Source organism: Actinomyces oris (genome assembly GCF_001937665.1).
Classification (GTDB): Bacteria; Actinomycetota; Actinomycetes; order Actinomycetales; family Actinomycetaceae; genus Actinomyces; species Actinomyces stomatis.
Genome location: NZ_MSKL01000006.1, coordinates 26,079 through 42,609, shown reverse-complemented (window position 1 = coordinate 42,609; position 16,531 = coordinate 26,079). Strand labels below are relative to the sequence as shown.

Annotated in this window: 14 protein-coding genes; 9 read left to right on the top strand and 5 right to left on the bottom strand. The window is 67.6% G+C overall.

Annotated elements, in window-relative coordinates:
- The first annotated feature begins 538 nt into the window (after window positions 1-538).
- Complete coding sequence (locus tag BKH28_RS02135; RefSeq protein WP_075417291.1) at window positions 539-1,405, top strand: hypothetical protein; 867 nt, start codon at window positions 539-541, stop codon at window positions 1,403-1,405.
- 99 nt (window positions 1,406-1,504) lie between these two features.
- Here the strand turns inward: BKH28_RS02135 and BKH28_RS02130 are convergent, their stop codons facing one another.
- Genes BKH28_RS02130 through BKH28_RS02120 form a run of 3 tightly spaced genes read right to left on the bottom strand, consistent with a single transcriptional unit; the run spans window position 1,505 to window position 4,803 of the window.
- Window positions 1,505-2,689 (bottom strand): ABC transporter permease, encoded by a 1,185-nt coding sequence (locus tag BKH28_RS02130; RefSeq protein WP_178388808.1) that lies wholly within the window; start codon window positions 2,687-2,689, stop codon window positions 1,505-1,507.
- Window positions 2,676-3,818 (bottom strand): ABC transporter permease, encoded by a 1,143-nt coding sequence (locus BKH28_RS02125; protein ID WP_075417290.1) that lies wholly within the window; start codon window positions 3,816-3,818, stop codon window positions 2,676-2,678. Before BKH28_RS02125 ends, BKH28_RS02130 begins: the two co-directional genes overlap by 14 nt.
- Window position 3,819: 1 nt before the next feature.
- Window positions 3,820-4,803: an ABC transporter ATP-binding protein gene (locus BKH28_RS02120; RefSeq protein WP_075417289.1), complete on the bottom strand. Its 984-nt coding sequence runs from the start codon at window positions 4,801-4,803 to the stop codon at window positions 3,820-3,822.
- 193 nt (window positions 4,804-4,996) lie between these two features.
- Between BKH28_RS02120 and BKH28_RS02115 the strand changes: the two genes are divergently transcribed.
- The 3 genes from BKH28_RS02115 (at window position 4,997) to BKH28_RS02095 (ending at window position 8,451) form a co-directional block, all read left to right on the top strand.
- Complete coding sequence (locus BKH28_RS02115) at window positions 4,997-6,133, top strand: sensor histidine kinase (protein WP_075417288.1); 1,137 nt, start codon at window positions 4,997-4,999, stop codon at window positions 6,131-6,133.
- Window positions 6,130-6,810, top strand: a complete 681-nt coding sequence (locus BKH28_RS02110) for a response regulator transcription factor (protein ID WP_075417287.1) — start codon at window positions 6,130-6,132, stop codon at window positions 6,808-6,810. The genes BKH28_RS02115 and BKH28_RS02110 overlap by 4 nt, the downstream gene beginning before the upstream one ends.
- 378 nt (window positions 6,811-7,188) lie before the next feature.
- Complete coding sequence (locus BKH28_RS02095) at window positions 7,189-8,451, top strand: ATP-binding protein (RefSeq protein ID WP_075417286.1); 1,263 nt, start codon at window positions 7,189-7,191, stop codon at window positions 8,449-8,451.
- A 67-nt stretch (window positions 8,452-8,518) separates the two neighbouring features.
- Here the strand turns inward: BKH28_RS02095 and BKH28_RS02090 are convergent, their stop codons facing one another.
- Window positions 8,519-9,523, bottom strand: coding sequence for an alpha/beta hydrolase (locus BKH28_RS02090; protein ID WP_075417285.1), 1,005 nt, complete (start codon window positions 9,521-9,523; stop codon window positions 8,519-8,521).
- Between the two features lie 175 nt (window positions 9,524-9,698).
- On the opposite strand from BKH28_RS02090, the gene BKH28_RS02085 reads away from it, so the two are divergent.
- Both BKH28_RS02085 and BKH28_RS02080 read left to right on the top strand, forming a co-directional pair.
- Window positions 9,699-12,260 (top strand): glycoside hydrolase family 3 protein, encoded by a 2,562-nt coding sequence (locus BKH28_RS02085; RefSeq protein WP_178388807.1) that lies wholly within the window; start codon window positions 9,699-9,701, stop codon window positions 12,258-12,260.
- A gap of 129 nt (window positions 12,261-12,389) precedes the next feature.
- Window positions 12,390-13,169, top strand: a complete 780-nt coding sequence (locus BKH28_RS02080; protein WP_075417284.1) for a carboxymuconolactone decarboxylase family protein — start codon at window positions 12,390-12,392, stop codon at window positions 13,167-13,169.
- 51 nt (window positions 13,170-13,220) lie between these two features.
- Here the strand turns inward: BKH28_RS02080 and BKH28_RS02075 are convergent, their stop codons facing one another.
- Complete coding sequence (locus BKH28_RS02075) at window positions 13,221-13,628, bottom strand: winged helix-turn-helix transcriptional regulator (protein WP_075417283.1); 408 nt, start codon at window positions 13,626-13,628, stop codon at window positions 13,221-13,223.
- 113 nt (window positions 13,629-13,741) lie between these two features.
- Between BKH28_RS02075 and BKH28_RS02070 the strand changes: the two genes are divergently transcribed.
- The 3 genes from BKH28_RS02070 (at window position 13,742) to BKH28_RS02060 (ending at window position 16,522) form a co-directional block, all read left to right on the top strand.
- The gene (locus tag BKH28_RS02070; RefSeq protein WP_075417282.1) at window positions 13,742-14,767 is read left to right on the top strand and encodes an NADP-dependent oxidoreductase; all 1,026 of its coding nucleotides are present in this window, start codon (window positions 13,742-13,744) and stop codon (window positions 14,765-14,767) included.
- The gene (locus BKH28_RS02065; RefSeq protein ID WP_075417281.1) at window positions 14,760-15,641 is read left to right on the top strand and encodes an alpha/beta fold hydrolase; all 882 of its coding nucleotides are present in this window, start codon (window positions 14,760-14,762) and stop codon (window positions 15,639-15,641) included. The genes BKH28_RS02070 and BKH28_RS02065 overlap by 8 nt, the downstream gene beginning before the upstream one ends.
- Before the next feature lie 104 nt (window positions 15,642-15,745).
- Window positions 15,746-16,522 (top strand): alpha/beta hydrolase family protein, encoded by a 777-nt coding sequence (locus BKH28_RS02060; protein WP_256695446.1) that lies wholly within the window; start codon window positions 15,746-15,748, stop codon window positions 16,520-16,522.
- Window positions 16,523-16,531: the final 9 nt, after the last annotated feature.

Here is a 16,531-nt window from a genome sequence, read left to right as displayed (position 1 = left end):
GACGACTGCTCGCCGCTGCTGGGCCCCGCCGGTGGGGCCTTGCCGTGTTCGTCGACGAGCGTGATCGAAGGCGTCTGCCGACCTGGCTGGGGTGGGGCCTGCAATCGGGAACGGTGACTGAGTGGGCTGCGGGGGTCATGGGCGCTCGTCTCTAGACTGGTGGAGGCTTTGAAGAATCCTCGACAGATCGATGATGTTGTGCGACTTCTGCGTTTTGATGGAGGATGACATTGGGGGGGATGATCGTTGGAGCCTGCTTCAATCGGGGGTGATGGCAGCTCCGTGATCGCACCGTTCAAGCCCATCGGTGGATCTCTAGGAATATCCGTCCCGGCGGATTGTTGTGACGATGTCGATGGTCACGCTGAGGCTGAGTTTCATTCGGAAGATTAGTGGCTGTTTTGGAATGTAAAAATTCTAAATTCTGTGCCTTTGGGAGCGCATTGCGGATGTTGTTCTGACTACGATGAGCGGTGCAGCGGGTGTCGCTGCATTCGTTTGTCTCGTTTCGGCATACCGTCGAATATCAGGAGCCACAATGTCGTACCCTCCTCAGTCCGCCCCTCCGCAGCAGTACCCGCCTCAAGACCAGGTTCCTACGCCGATGCAGCAAGCGCCTGCGCCGATGAAGAAGGGGCGCAACACCGTGGGCATCGTTGCTCTGGTGATGGCGGTCATCGGGTTCATCTTCGCCTGCCTCCCCGGCGCACTCATCGTCGGCTGGATCCTGCTGCCAATCTCCTTCATCGTCGGTTTGGTGGGCCTCTTCCGGAGAGGGGAGGCCGTTTGGCCCGCAGTCACCGCAGTGATCGTCTCGGTTGTCGGAACCATCATCGGCGTTTTCGTCTTCCTGGTGGTTGTAGGCAATGCTGTCGATGAGGCCATGTCCTCCACGAGCGCTGTCTCTGCGGCGCCGGCTCCCGATGGGGCAATGTCGAACTCAGGAGGATCGGCTGCTGCGGACTCCGCGCAGGGAAAGAGTCGGGAGAACCCCTACCCGCTCCGTACCGAGATCTCCAGCAAGGACTGGAAAGTGGTGATCAACTCGGTCACCTTCAACGCTAATGATGCGGTGGCCGCGGCCAACCAGTTCAATGAGCCTCCCGCTGAAGGGAAGGAATACGTTCTCATCAACTACACCGCCACCTACATCGGCAATGACCCGGCCGGAGAAACGCCTGCTTTTGTGCTGGTCGACTTCGTGACGGCGGATGGCGTCACCATTGACGGGGCCGACTCCATCGCTGCCGCCCCGGATGCTATCGACTCTCTGACGGTGCTGTACAAGGGGGCCAGTGTCTCAGGCAACGTTGTGCGAGCGGTGCCATCGGCCAACGCCCAGGACGGTGTTCTCGCGGTGAGCCCCGGTCTTCTGGCGGACAAGGTCTTCGTCGCCGTGAAGTGACGACAGCGGCGCGAAGCCGCAGGGCCTGACAATGGGGCCGACCACCACCTGGTGGCCGGCCCCATTGTCATGTCGGACGGGTTCGCATGCGCCTGCGTCCTACAGGGTCGACCGGGCCCGGGCGCGACCCACGGCCACGGCGACGGAGAAGACCGCGATGGCGAACAGGGCGCAGATGCCGCAGTCCACAAGCAACGGGCGAATGACGGCGGCGGACATGGAGGTCGCGTTGTACGCCCCGGAGATCGCCTGGTCCGCCCAGTAGCCGGGCGTGAGCCTCGCTGCCCGGGCGAGGGCGTCGGGCAGCCACTCGGTGGGCACCCACGCACCGCCCAGGAAGGACAGGGCCATGCCGCCGATGTTGGCGACGGCGTTGGCCGCGTGCTGACCCAGACCGATCTGCCCCATGAGGAATCCGAGCGAGACCGCCACGAGCGTGTAGCTGCCCAGGGCCGCTGCGACCACGCCCAGGAGCGGAGCTGATGTCGTCACGGTGGCGGCCTCGAAGACCGTGACCCCCAGCCCGAAGACCCAGAGCCACCCGGCGAGCCCCACGACGAGGCACGCGCCCAGCAGCCCGAGGCTGCGGACAGTACCGCTCACCGGGGTGGCCTCGAGGCGTGCGCGCACCGCTCGGCGCCCCAGTGCCGCCATCAGCGTGGAGATCGTGACGACCGCGAAGGTCATGAGCGGGTAGAAGGAGAACCTGGCGTAGGTGATGAAGCCGTGTGACAGAGGCGTGGCGTCCGGGGTGACCCGCTTCGCGGGGGCGGAGTGGTTCATCGTCTCCTTGGCCAGTGCCACGGCCCGGGCCGGGTCGTCCGTGGTGGTCGACAGGTAGTCGCTGACCTGCCCCACGTAGGAGTCGGTGCGCACATTCATGAGCGCGCCGGACGCCGACTCGTACCCGATGACCGTGTCCATACGGGGCGGCTCGGTGCCCTCGCGAGCCGCCTGCTGCAGCCTCTGCCCGTAACCGGCGGGAATGATGAGGATGTAGCTGATGCGGTTCTGCGCGGTGGCGTCCTGGAGGGCCCTCCTGGAGTCCTCGAGCGGCTGAGCCTCACCGACGGACTCGACATAGTCCTTGACCCCGCGGGAGATCATGGAGCCATCGCGGTCGATGACGGCCACACTCGCCGTGGCGGTCGTAACCTGGCTGGAGTAGTCCTCGGACTTGGCCATCCCGGTGAACAGGCCGAACAGGCTCAGCACCACCAGGTAGATGAGGATGTACAGCCGGTGAGCGGCCACAACTCTCACACACGTCTTAAAGGTGCTCATGGGTCATCCTCCTTGCACGGATCAGGGCGATGGTCAGGAACAGGCACGTCATGCCCAGCAGGACTGCGCAGCTGTGGGCGAAAGGTGCCAGGGAGTCGTAGTACAGGAGCCCGTAGAAGCAGCGGGCCGTCTGCCACAGGGGATTGGCCTGCGCCAGCAGCGGGGCGTGCTGCTCGACGGAGCTGGCCAGTGACTGGGACGCGGGCCCGTACAGGCCGGTGAACAAGGACAGCAGGGAGGTGAAGCCGGAGATCATCCCGATCTCCAGGCGGGCCAGCGTCCCCAGGGCGGCTCCCGCTGCGCTCGCCATGAGACTGCAGACCCCGATCGCCACGAGGCACAGGAGCACATGGGGCCCGAAGTCCACGTCCACGACCGAGGCCATGAAGGTGAAAGCGATGAGCAGACAGGCAAACACGCACACCCAGGAGGCCGCGAGCGTGGCCGTGAGAACCTTCCAGCGGGGCAGGCCCGCCAGCGTCTGCCTGGCGCCCACCGGTGAGACGGCCATGATTCCCTTCACGGCCACCAAGGCCACGGTCGTCCCCATGCCGCAGGCGAAGGCCAGCAGCGCGAAGTAGTAGTGGGTCTCCGGCTTGACGGGGGAGGGCGTCACTGAGATCGAGTGGGTGAAGGACTGGTCGGTCTCAAGCGCGGCCAGCTCGTCGGGAGCCGCCCCCGCCTTGACCAGGGCCTCGTACTCGGCCTGCCTCTGGGTGTAGGAGTCCATGACCACTCGCAGTACCCGAGTCGTCTCGGCCTCGTTGCCCTTCTGAGTCACGTGCAGCACGGGCTGACCGCCCTCGACGGCCAGATAGCCGTTGGTCTCTCCCTGTTTCGCGGCGGTCTCGGCCTCCGAGGCGGTGGAGTGGGTGACCTTCGTGAGGAGGTGAGGATCGGCGTCGTCGGCGGAGATGCGCTCCACGACGGCGTCCAGCCCCGGAGCCGCCCGGTAGGCCTCGTCCTGGACGACGCCGAAGCTCATGGGGGTGGCCTCAAAGGCCTTGTCCAGGCTGGAGAACTGCGCCATGAAGATCAGGGACAGGACGATGGGGAAGCCGAGCGTCCACATGAGCAGGACTCGGTCACGCAGGAGCCTGAGTACTTGGTACAGGAAAACGGTCAACATCTCAGGCCGCCTCGTCGCGCAGGGCCCGCCCGGTGATCTCCAGGAAGACGTCGTTGAGGGTCGGGGGCTCGGAGGTCACCCGGCCGCAGGTCGCCCCCGCCGCATCCAGTGCCCTCATGACATCGGTGAGATTGTGGGCCCCGGGGGAGCACTCGATGAGTGCCTCACCGTCCTGGTAGGCGGCCGTGCGCACATGCTCCAGGCGGCGCAGGCCCTCCAGGGCCTCCTCGCCCAGCGGGGCGGGGTCGATGACCTCCACCCGGATGCGCTCACCGGTGCCGATCATGGCCTTGAGCTCGTCGGAGGTGCCGGAGGCCACCTGCCGGCCGCGGTCCATGATGACGATCCGGTCGCACAGCTGCTCCACCTCCTCCATGTAGTGGCTCGTGTAGATGACGGTGGCGCCGCGCTCGTTGAGACGCTTGATGCCGTCGAGAATGGCGCCCCGGCTCTGCGGGTCGACGGCGACCGTGGGCTCATCGAGGAAGATGAGATCGGGTCCGTGGGCGATGCCGCAGGCGATGTTGAGGCGGCGCAGCAGACCGCCGGAGAGCTTCGTGGGCTTGAACTTCACGAACTTCTCCAGGCCGACGAAGGCGATCGCCTCGGCCACCAGGCGGCGCCTCTCGGCACGGTCGCGCACGTAGAGGGCGCAGAAGGCATTGACGTTCTCCGCCACCGTGAGCTCATCGAAGACGGCGACCTCCTGAGGCACCACACCGATGCGGCGCTTGAGGTCGTAGGAGGTGGGCGTCATCGGTTCGCCGAAGACGAGGATCGAGCCCTTGTCGTAGGTGAGCAGCTGAAGGACGCAGCTGATCGTCGTCGTCTTGCCCGAGCCGTTCGGGCCGAGCAGCCCCAGGACCTGGCCGCGCGGGATCATCAGTGACAGGCCATCAACCGCGACCAGCTCCCCATAGCGCTTGACCAGGGAGTCGACCTCCACCGCCAGGCCCGCGTCGTGGTCCTCATCCTTGATGTCCATCTCGACTCCTTCCTTTGTTCCGCCGGTGGTCCCCGGCTCATGGCATCCATGGTCGCGGGGCGCGGTGGCGCTCAGAAGTGCCTGTTGTCATGACTGCGGCCGGCCCCCATGACTTCTGTCATGAGATGCCGGAACGAGTCCACTCACGGCATGCCGGGCCCACGAGCGCCGGCCACCGACCGATAATCGAGGGGTGAAGGTTCTGGCCGACAAAGGCGTGCTGCTGTGCGGTTGCCTCCTGCTGGTCCTGCTCGTGGGGCAGGTGAAGACGGCCGCCGTGATCTGGCTGATCGCGGCCGTGACCGTCGCCGGCCTGAGCATGACCGTCGATCAGCGACGGTGGGGCATCGCCGTCCCGGCTGCCTACCTCCTGGTGGGAGCCCTCTCGGCGGACTCCGTGGCTGGGGTTCCGCTGGTCGTCTACGCCCTGGCCCGCCTCGGCGCGCTCGGGACCCGGCACGAGCGAATGGCGGCCATGGCCGTCTGCATCCCCTTCGCGGCCGTCATGGTCACGCGGGTTCGGGACATGCCCGTGCTGGCCCTCGCTCTGGCGGTCTGCGCTCTCGCGGCCCTCCTCGCGCTGCGCACCGTCCAGGAGGAGGTGGCGCGAAGGAGCCTGCACGTGGTGCGCGATGACCTGCGCGAGAAGGTCCTCACCCTGCAGGACACGAACGCCCGGCTGCTCCAGGCCCAGGACTACGAGCTGCGCGCCGCCGCCCTGGCCGAACGCACCCGCATCGCCCGCGAGATCCACGACGGCGTCGGCCATCTCCTCACTCGCCTCCTGCTGCAGGTCAAGGCCCTCCAGGTCGTCCACCGCGACGAGCCGGGCGTCGTTGCCGACCTGACCACCCTGGATGGAGGCCTCGACGAGGCCCTGGACTCCATGCGCCGCTCCGTCCACGCCCTGTCCGACGACGGCGAGGAGCTGGCCACCTCCCTCAACATGCTGGGCTCGCGCTGCGGCATCGACTCCGTGAGCGTCGACTGCTCCACTGACGTCGAGCCCCCGTCGGCGGTGGCGCGCTGCGTCGTGGCCGTCGTGCGTGAGGCCCTGACCAACGCCGCCCGCCACGGCAGAGCCCGCTCGGCCCGCGTGGCCGTCACCGACTACCCTGCGTTCTGGCAGGTGACCGTTGACAATGACGGCGTCGTCCCCGCCGAGGACGAGCCGGCCGTGGACGGCCACGGGGGCGCGGGCCTGGGGCTGCGCTCCATGACTGAGCGGGTCGAGGCCCTGGGCGGCCGGGTGCGGATCACCCCGCGACCCCGGTTCACGGTCTTCGCCACGATCCCCAAGAACGGACAGGGGAGAGAAGGAGCATCATGAGAGTCCTCATCGTCGACGACGACGCGCTCGTCGCCCAGTCCCTGTCCACGATCCTGTCGGTCGAGGATGACGTCGAGGTCGTCGGCCTGGGCTGCTCAGGCCCCGAGGCCATGGAGCGCTATCGGGAGCTGGCTCCCGACATCCTCCTCATGGACATCCAGATGCCCGGCGGCGACGGACTCAGCGCGGCCGAGCGGATCCTGGCCGAGGATGCCGGGGCGCGCATCGTCTTCCTGACCACCTTCTCCGACGACGAGTACATCGTGCGGGCCCTCAAGATGGGGGCGCGCGGCTACCTCATCAAGCAGGACGTCGCCCAGGTCGCCCCGGCGTTGCGCTCCGTCATGGCCGGGGTCTGCGTCCTGGAGGGGGAGGTGCTCGAGCGCAGTACCACCATGGGGCTCAGCGGGCGCCCCGGAGGGCGGGAGCAGGCAGAGGAGGCCCCGGGACCGTCCGCCAAGGACCTGCGGAGCACCGCCTTCGCGGCCCTGACCGACCGCGAGTACGAGGTGGTCGAGGCCGTGGCCGAGGGACTGGACAACGCCGAGGCCGCGGCACGGCTGTTCATGAGTGAGGGCACGGTGCGCAACCACATCAGCGCGATCCTGGCCAAGCTCGGCCTGCGCAACCGCACCCAGGTCGCAGTCATGTACTACCGCTGCGCACAGGCCGGGTGAGCCGGGGCATGACTGCCGAGGTGCGACGGGCTGACGAGGAGGCTGATGCGGGGATCACCGCAGGAACGGCCAAGCGCTATCGGAGTGCGGCTGACCTGCTCAACGACCTGGGCCTGTGATGCTCCAGATCGTCATCTCGAACAAGTGCACGAAGGATCTCAAGCGGGCCAAGACGCGCGGTCTTGCCCTGGATGAGTTCTTCGCCGTCGATGACGTGTCTCCGGTGAGCGAGCCAGTTCGTGTTCACCTGGTCAATAAACGCCACGTGTCGGATCGAAATGGCGCCACATGCCGGGCTGGATAGACGCCATATGGGGGATTAGAATGGCGCCAACATCCGGATCGAGGCCGGATCCTGCAAGAGAGGCTGAAGAACTGGTGGGTCAGAACGGCTATCTGCCGCGGGTTGTCGACCACGTCGTCCAGGACTCGCTCGGCTACTCGGGAGGCGTCCTCCTCGAGGGAGTGCGGGCCTGTGGCAAGACCATGACCGGCCGCCGGCACGCCTCCTCCGAGGTGGCCCTCGACTCAGGGCTGCCGCAGCTGCGCGCGGCCCTGGAGGTCGACCCGTCCCTGATTCTGGCCGGGGAGGCCCCGCGTCTTATTGACGAGTGGCAGATCGAGCCCTCCCTGTGGAATCTGGTGCGTCGAGAGATCGACTCACGTCAGCGTCCGGGGCAGTTCCTCCTGACTGGATCCTCCGTCCCGGCTGAGGACGCTGCTCGCCACTCAGGCGCACATCGGGTATCGCGAATCCGCATGCGTCCGATGACCCTGTTTGAGCGTGGTCTCGGCGATGGAAGCGTCTCACTTGCGGGACTGTTCGATGGTCAGGCTCCCGAACCTGTGCTGGTCTCGGGAACGAGCGTGGCCGAGGTCCTTGACGAGCTGGTCCACGGAGGGTGGCCCGGGGATCGTGATCTGACGACTTCTCAGGCACAACGTCATCTGCGGGACTATATCGATGACATCATCAGTATCGACATCGGCCGTCTCGATGGTGAGCCGCGCCGGGACCCCTTGAGGATGCGTGCCCTCATACGGTCTCTCGCCCGGCATATTTCGACGGAAGCCTCTTTCGCCACCATCGCGAAGGATGTCTCCGGACAATCGTTGTCCGGAGAGACGGCGATCGCTTACGTGAACGCCCTCAAGCGCCTGTTCGTCGTCGAGGAGCAGCCGGCCTGGGCTCCTCATTTGAGGTCTCGCTATGCGGTGCGGACGTCGTCGAAACTGCACTTCGTTGATCCCGCGCTGGCTGCGGCAGTGACCGCGACCTCGCCGGGGCGGTTGATGCAGGACCTGGAGACGGCCGGGTTCTGGTTCGAGTCGCTGGTCGTGCAGCACCTGAGGGTCTTCGCTGAGGTACTGGGTGGTCACATCTATCATTTCCGGGACAAGTCGGGCAGAGAAGCGGACGTTATTGTCGAGCTCGATGACGGACGGTGGGCCGCCTTCGAGGTCAAGCTGGGACAGAGGCAGATTCCTGCGGCTCAGTCCTCGCTGGCGGCGTTCGTCGGAGATATCGACACGACGCGGACACCTCTCCCACAGTTCAGGGCTGTTGTTACTGCGGACGGTTCCACGATGATGCTTCCCGATGGCGCTGTGACCTTCCCCCTGAAGGCTTTGAGTCCCTGATCCTCGCACTGTTATGTGACGACGATTGCCTCCACACTTGACGGCCAGTGGCGGTCATCGAACGTGGCTAGGCGAGCTCCCCGGTGACCAGGCGAACGAGGTCGCGCCGCGCCCGATGCCCCTCAGGAGTGGGGAACATCGGGTAGACGTGGTTGAGGCCCTCGCCGACGTGCAGCGTCGAGTCGACCCCGGCCTCCAGGAGCTTGGCGTGGAAGAGCGCATTGTCCGGCAGGAAGATCTCCCGGGTCCCCACGAAGGTTGTCACCTTCTTCAAGCCCGACAGGTCGCCGTAGATGGGGGAAAGGTGCCAGTCGATCGGAGGAGTGTCTCCCGCCCAGCACCGCCCGATCTCGGCGAGGGGCTCGGGAGCCATGAGCGGGTCGGTGTCGACGTAATCGGCGATCTCCGGGTTGGTGTTGGTGATGTCGACCCAGGGCGAGATGAGGGCGAGCTCGTCGGGCTGAGCGTCGCCGGCCTCGGCCAGGGACAGGGCGATGACCGCCGCCAGGCCTCCGCCCGAGCTATCACCCATGAGGACGATCCGCTTACCCGGGTTCTCGGCGACCGCGCGCCGGTAGAGGTCCAGCACCAGCCGGTGCGCCTCCTGCCAGGTGTGATGGGGTGCCAACGGATAGAGCGGCATGATGAAACCGGCCCCCGTGCTGCGGGCGAGGTGGTCGACCAGCCAGGCATGAGCCGAGACCGCCGTCGAGATGTATCCGCCGCCGTGGAGGTAGATGACGATCGTGTTCGACGGCGTATGCGGGCGGACGTAGTAGACGGGCATGCCCGAGTTTTCGCGCCGCTCCAGGTCGTAGAAGAAGCGCCCCCAGGCCGGGAAGACGACGGTGCGGGCAGGTTCGGGGCGGCTGGCCAGGCGGGCGATCCGGTTGGTGATCGACATGCGGGCGTGCGCCATCTTGACCGGTCGGGTGCTGTACTCCGCCAGGCTCGCTGCGGCCGAGCGCCTGTAGCGCTTACGGGAGTAAAGGCTGAAGGCCCCCACCGTCAGGCCGACACTGGCCACGCCGACGGCGATTCTGCTCCCGCTGACTCTCCTGGGTGCCTTCATGATTCCTCCACTCCGCAGAGCACCGAGCGCTCTCCGGCAACATCTCCGGATCCGGTGTCTGCTCCGTTATCGTAGGCATCACAGCACCGCGATGATGGGGTGAATCCAGTTCGTTCACTCAGTGCGGAGGCCTGCACGTGGCGCTGCCGTCGGCATGACAAGAGGAGATCGCGATATGGAAGCCTACGAGACCGACCACCTCGCCGCCGTCCGTGCCCTGGCCCCCGAGTGCATGGTGCTGCTGCGCTCCGACGGCGCCCTTCCCCTGACTGAGCCGGGCGAGATCGCCCTGTTCGGCTCTGGCGCCCGCAGCACCATCAAGGGCGGAACAGGGAGCGGCGACGTCAACTCCCGCCACGTCACCACCATCGAGGAGGGGCTGGAGACGGCCGGCTTCACCATCGTCACCCGGCCCTGGCTGGATGCCTACGACCGTATCCGTCTCCAGGCCCATGAGGACTTCATCGCCGGCATCAGGGCCGAGGCGGCTGAGCGACGCGTCCCCGCCATCATGGTCGGAATGGGCTCGGTCATGCCTGAGCCGGAGTACACGATCCCCCTTGACGTCGAGACCGGCACCGACCCGGAGGCGGCCGTCTACGTCCTGTCCCGAACCTCCGGGGAAGGCAGTGACCGCAGCCCCGAGGCCGGAGACCTCAAGCTCACCCACACCGAGATCCGCGACATCCTCGCCCTCAATGCGCGCTTCGAGCGCTTCCTCCTCGTACTCAACGTGGGCGGCGTCGTCGACCTCAGCCCACTCGATGACGTTGCCAACATCCTCCTGCTCTCCCAGCTCGGCGCCTGCATCGGCGACGCCTTCGCCGACGTTCTCCTGGGGCTGACCTACCCCTCCGGCAAGCTCGCCACCACCTGGAGCGCCTGGGACGAGGATGACCAGATCGGTGACTTCGGTGACCCGGATGACACCCACTACCGTGAGGGAGTCTACGTCGGCTACCGCTTCTACGACTCGGTCGGCAAGGAACCCCTCTTCCCCTTCGGATTCGGACTGGGCTATACGACCTTCGACATCCAGACCCGCCAGGTGAGCCTCGACGGCGCCCGCGTGAGCATCGACGTCGACGTCACCAACACCGGCGATTACCCGGGCAAGGAGATCGTCCAGGTCTACGCCGGAGTCCCGGCCGGACGCCTCGACCAGCCGCTCCAGGTACTCGCAGGCTTCACCAAGACCGACGAAATCGCCCCCGGCGCCACGGCACAGGTCACTATCGGCCTCGACCTGACCGACCTGGCCTCCTACGACGAGGCCGCCCGCGCCACGATCCTGGAGGCCGGCCGCTACCTGCTGCGGGCGGGAACCTCCAGCCGGCACCTGAGCCCTGTCGCCGTCGTCGAGCTCGCCCAGGACGCAACCGTCCGATGCCTGACCGGCGACCTGGGGCAACCCGGCTTCACGGACTGGAAGCCCGATGCCCCGGCGATCCTCGACATCCCGACCGGCCTGCCGGTGCTCGACGTCGACCCGGCCCACCTGCGCCGGTCGGACGTCGCCGAGCCCGATGAGCAGGCCGCGCCGGAGGGCTTCAGCCAGGCCCTCACCCAGGCCCGGGGGCTCTGCGACGACGAGCTCATCCATACCGTCCTGGGGGACTACCGCAGCGGCGAGGAGTCCCGCTCCGTCATCGGGGCCGCCTCCACCACCGTCTTCGGTGCGGCGGGCCAGACCACCACCCGGATCCCCGGACTGCCCAGCATCATCATGGCCGACGGCCCCGCCGGCCTGCGCCTGGCCCCCACCTACGGTGTCGACGCCGAGGGCCCCTTCTCCCTGGGCGACTCCAGCCTGCCCGCCACCTTCCTCGAGCTCATGGACGACGCCGGACGCGAGGCCCTCGGCATCGCCGACGATCCCGAGCCCCGTGAACCCACCGAGATCCGCGAGCAGTACACCACCGCCATCCCCATCGGCACCGCGCTCGCCCAGTCCTGGAGCCCGGCACTCGTCGAGCGCCTCGGTGACGTCGTCGGAACCGAGATGGAGCGCTTCGGCATCCACCTCTGGCTCGCCCCCGCCTTCAACCTGCACCGCTCCGTCCTGTGCGGACGCAACTTCGAGTACCTCTCCGAGGACCCGCTGCTGGCCGGACGCATCGCCGCCGCCATCACCCGCGGCGTCCAGTCCCACCCGGGGCGGGGCGTGACCATGAAGCACTTGGCTTGCAACAACCAGGAGACCAACCGCCTCAACTCCAACAGCCTGGTCAGCCCCCGAGCCCTGCGCGACCTCTACCTGCGGGCCTTCGAGATCTGCGTGCGCCAGGCCCGACCCGCCGCCGTCATGACCTCCTACAACCTCATCAACGGCGTCCACACCTCCGAGTCGGCCCAGCTGCTCGAGGTGATCCTGCGCCGGGAGTGGGGCTTCGACGGCCTGGTCATGACCGATTGGGTCGTCGACGGCATGACCCGCAGCGACATGAAGCACCCGCGTGCCACCGCGGCCGCCACCGTCAAGGCCGGCAACGAGCTCTTCATGCCCGGAGGTGAGACGGACCTGGAGGACCTCCTGGCAGCACTTGAACGAGGGAGCGCAGGCCGTGGACCGGGTGGATGGACCAAGCCGGAAGGCGGAGCCGTGAGCCTGACTCGTGACGAGCTCGAGAAACAGGCCGCCCGCGTCATCCGCACGGCCCGGAGACTCGCAGGCTCCGAACGCCGACTGCTCGCGGATGCCGAGGCCGGCCGTAGCTCCGGTGAGGAGCATGGGTGAACCAGGGCAGCCGACGTGCGCGCGCACGTCGCACGGAAAGCCGAGGCAGGGGCGTCGAAGAACCTATCGCTCGGAGGAGGGACGTGACATGCTCGGGTTGAGCCGCTCGCACTTCATAAGGAGCCCTCCATGGCGCTGACACCGCAGGCACGTGAGACCTTCACCAGGCTGTTCGGGGTGGAGCCCCAACCCCACCCCACGGACCCCGAGCTGTTCGACATCCTCCAGAACGGAATCTTCGACGAGGCCTTCTCCACGGGAGTCCTCACCGACGTCGAGCGAGAGCTGCTCACCATCACCGTCCTGACCGCCATGCAGACCCTCCCGCAGCTGCGGGCGCATGTGGGCGCCGCCCTCAACATAGGCGCCAGCCCGCTCCAGCTGCGCGAGACCATCTACCAGTGCGCCCCCTACATCGGCTTCCCCAAGACCCTCAACGCCATCGACATCGCCAACGGGGTCTTTGAGGCCAACGGCATCTCCCTGCCCCTGGAGAACGCCGGCACCGTCGACGCCACCGACCCCAGTGCCCGCGAGCAGGCCGGCGCCGCCATCCAGGCCCCGCTGTACGGCAACGAGGTCAAGGAGGTCTTCTCCGCCCTGCCCGAGCCCTTCGACGAGTTCGTGCCCCACCTGCTGACCTCCTCCGCCTTCGGCGACTTCGCCACCCGCGGCGGGCTCGACGTCGCCCAGCGCGAACTCATCAGCCTCGTGGCCATCGCCGCCATCGGCGCCACCACCCAGCTGCGCCCGCACGTGGCCGGCGCGATCAGGGCCGGCTCCTCCCGCCAGAAGGTGGCCGCCGCCCTGGTTCGGGTCATGCCCTACATCGGTGGCCCTTACGCCCTGTCCGGCCTGGTTCTCGTGGCCCGCTACGACGAGAGCGCCTCCGCAGAGGCCTACCGCTGAGAAGAAGGTCCATGTGGGCCGGCATCCTCCGCGGTTGTTGTGGGGTGAGTGTTAATCAGCGAGATGAGTCTCGCGTAGGGCAGCGATGCGCTTGGCGAGGTCGTCGGGATTTGTGCTGAGTTTGGGGGCGTTGTGGGCGGTCGACGGGTCGATGCGTGCACCGAGTCTGCCGAGTTCGATCAGCAGCGGCACTGTTGCCAGGCCCTGCTCGGTCAGCGAGTACCTCCCCTGCTTGCCGCGGGCGACCTCATTCTTGGTGAGGAAACCCGCCTCCACCAGGTCGGCCAGTCTGCGGGACAGCACGGGGGCGCTGATGCCCTCCTCGCTGCCGGTGAGCAGCTCGCGGAAGGAGCGCCGGTCATGCAGGACGATGTCTCGCAGGATCAGCAGACTCCACCTGTCGCCGAGCATCTCGAGGCTGCGGTTGATCGGGCAGGCGGAGCGGGGCCGGGGGATCATCGCGCCCTCCTTCCGAGGTAGTTGCATTCTGTTACCGGATAGCATACCGTCTACTTCGAGTGGTAACACAATGCAACTAGATGTCTGGTGCTGCGGCACAGGAAGGACACCACGTGAAGGCTTTCGTCCTGAAGAAGTACGGCCACCCTCTGAGCGCCGTCGACATGCCCGTTCCCGATCCCGGCCCGCGCCAGGTCCTGGTGCGGATGGTCGCCTCCGGCGTCAATCACGCCGATGAGCGCACCCGTACCGGTGAGTTCAAGGCCGTCTTCCGGCTCGACCTGCCCAAGGTGATGGGAGGAGAGCTGAGCGGCGAGGTGATCGCCGTCGGCTCTCAGGTCACAGAACTCGCCGTTGGCGATCAGGTCTACGGCTACACCGGCGTGGTGGCCATGGGGACCTGGGCCGAGTTCGTCGTGGTCGGTGCCGACGCCCTCGCCCCTGCGCCCCGGAGCATCTCATTGGCTCAAGCGGCTGCTTTGCCGGTTGTCGCTCTGACCGCGTGGCAGTCTCTGGTGACGATCGGCCGCCTCCAGCCGGGCCAGACGGTCCTGGTGCACGGTGGCGCTGGCGGAGTGGGGTCGGCCGTCATCCAGCTCGCCAAGCACCTGGGGGCCACTATCGCCACCACGGCCTCGGCCTCCAGCGCCGAGACGGTCCGGCAGCTCGGTGCGGACATCGTCATCGACTACCGCAGTGAGGACTTCGTCCAGCGCCTGGCCGAGACCCCGGTGGACATCGTCGTCGACACCCAGGGCGGCGAGATCACCTCACGATCCTTCCAGGTCCTGCGTCCCGGTGGGATCGTGGTGGGCATCGCCGGCACCCCCGACCCGTCACTGGCCGACCAGGCCGGCGCCGGTCCGGTGGTCAAGGCCGCTCTGTCCGTCCTCAGCCTCAAGGTGCGCCGCCAGGCCCGCAAACTCGGCGTGCGCTACCGGTTCCTGTTCATCGAACCCGACGGAGAGGCCTTGCGCACCATCGCCGGTCTCGTGGACGACGGCGTCATCCAGCCCGTCGTCGACCGGATTCTGCCCTTCGAGCAGACCCTCGCCGCGCTCGACCAGCTGCTGGCCGGCGGGACCCGCGGCAAGGTCCTCGTGGCCACCAGCGAGCAGGAGGTCACCGCTCATGCCTGAGACAGACGGCACCACCATGATCGCCGGGCCCATCACCAGGTGGACCTCCGCTCCCACCCGGCACCTGCGGGTGAGAGGAGAGTCCTTCGCCTACCGGGACCTCGGGGTCGACTCCGGAAGGCCGCCCGTTGTGCTGCTCGCCCACCTCGGGGCCACCCTCGACGAGTGGGACCCCCGCGTCGTTGAGGCGCTCGCCGAGGGCCGCCGCGTCATTGCGGTCGACCTGCCGGGCGTCGGCTCCTCCACCGGGAACGTCCCACGAACCATCAAAGGGATGGCCGGTGCCGCACGGGCCTTCATCTCTGAGCTCGGTCTGACCCGGATCGACCTCATGGGCTTCTCGCTGGGAGGGTTCGTCGCCCAGCAGGTCACTCTCGACGCCCCGAGCCTGGTCCGACGGCTCGTCCTGGCCGGAACCGGTCCTGCAGGGGGCAAGGGGATCGACCGGCCAACCGGAGCCGCCTACGTCTACCTCGACATGCTGCGCGGAGCGCTCGCCCGCACCGACGCCAAGGAGTTCCTCTTCTTCCCGCGCACACCCGACGGCAAGGCCGCAGCGCGCGACTACCTCGCCCGGATTCATGAACGAGTCATGGAGCGAGACTCCCCGATCACCTTGAAGGCCTTCCGTACTCAGATTGCCGCCATCAAGGCATGGGGACGCCAGCAGCCGCAGGATCTGTCCAGGATCACGGCCCCCACGCTGATCGCCAACGGGGATCACGATCGTATGGTCCCCACCCCGTTGTCCCAGGACATGCACCGGCGGATTCCCGGCAGCACCCTGGTCATCTACCCCGGGGCGGGCCACGGTGGGGTCTTCCAGTACTACCGGGAGTTCATCCCCACGCTGCTGGACCACCTCGACTCCTGAGGCCGGGCAGCCCGATTCGGCAGCCAGGCCCGGCGGCCCGTCTACGATGGCCGCCGGGCCGGACTCCCGTTGCCGGTCCCGTACAGCAAGGAGAGCACGTGACGATGACTCAGCCCTACCTCTCACGGCAGGTCACCTTCACCGCCCAGGGGCAGAGGATCGGAGGACTGGCCTACGTCCCGCGCTCGGCGTCGTCGGCCCCCGCACCCCTGGTCATCTGCTGCCACGGCATGGAGGGCTCCCACACCCGCGTCGCACCCATGGCACGCCGCTTCGCCGCCGCCGGAGCCGTGGCCGTCTGCTTCGACTTCCGCGGGGGCGGCGGCAGCGCCAGCCAGGGCGAGACCACCGCGATGTCGGCCCTCACCGAGCTGGCCGACCTCGAAGCCGTCCTTACCGCCACGTGCGCCTGGCCGGAGGTCGACGCCTCCCGGGTCGCCCTGTTCGGGCTGAGCCTGGGCGGAGCGGTCGCGGCGCTCGCGGCCGCCCGCCACTCGCAACGGATCACGGCTTTGGCCCTGTGGTACCCGGCACTGAAACTGGGGGAGAACCTGCGCGCCGCCTTCCGCACCCTGGCGGCAGTGCCCGAGGAGTTCGACTGGGCGGGCACCCGCCTGGGGCGCACCTACGCCGTCGACGGCTGGAACCTGGAGGTCGGGGCCGAGCTGGCCACCTACCGCCGCCCCGTCCTCATCGTCCACGGGGACCAGGACCGTTCCGTGCCCATCGAGGTCTCCCGGGCCGCTGTGAGCGCCACGCCCGATGCCGAGCTCGTCACCATCCCCGGCGCCGCCCACGGCTTCGGCGACGCCAGCTGGGAGGAGGCCATGCGCCGCACCACCGACTTCCTGGCCTGGAACGGTGTCCTGGAGGAGGACTGAGCCGCGCGG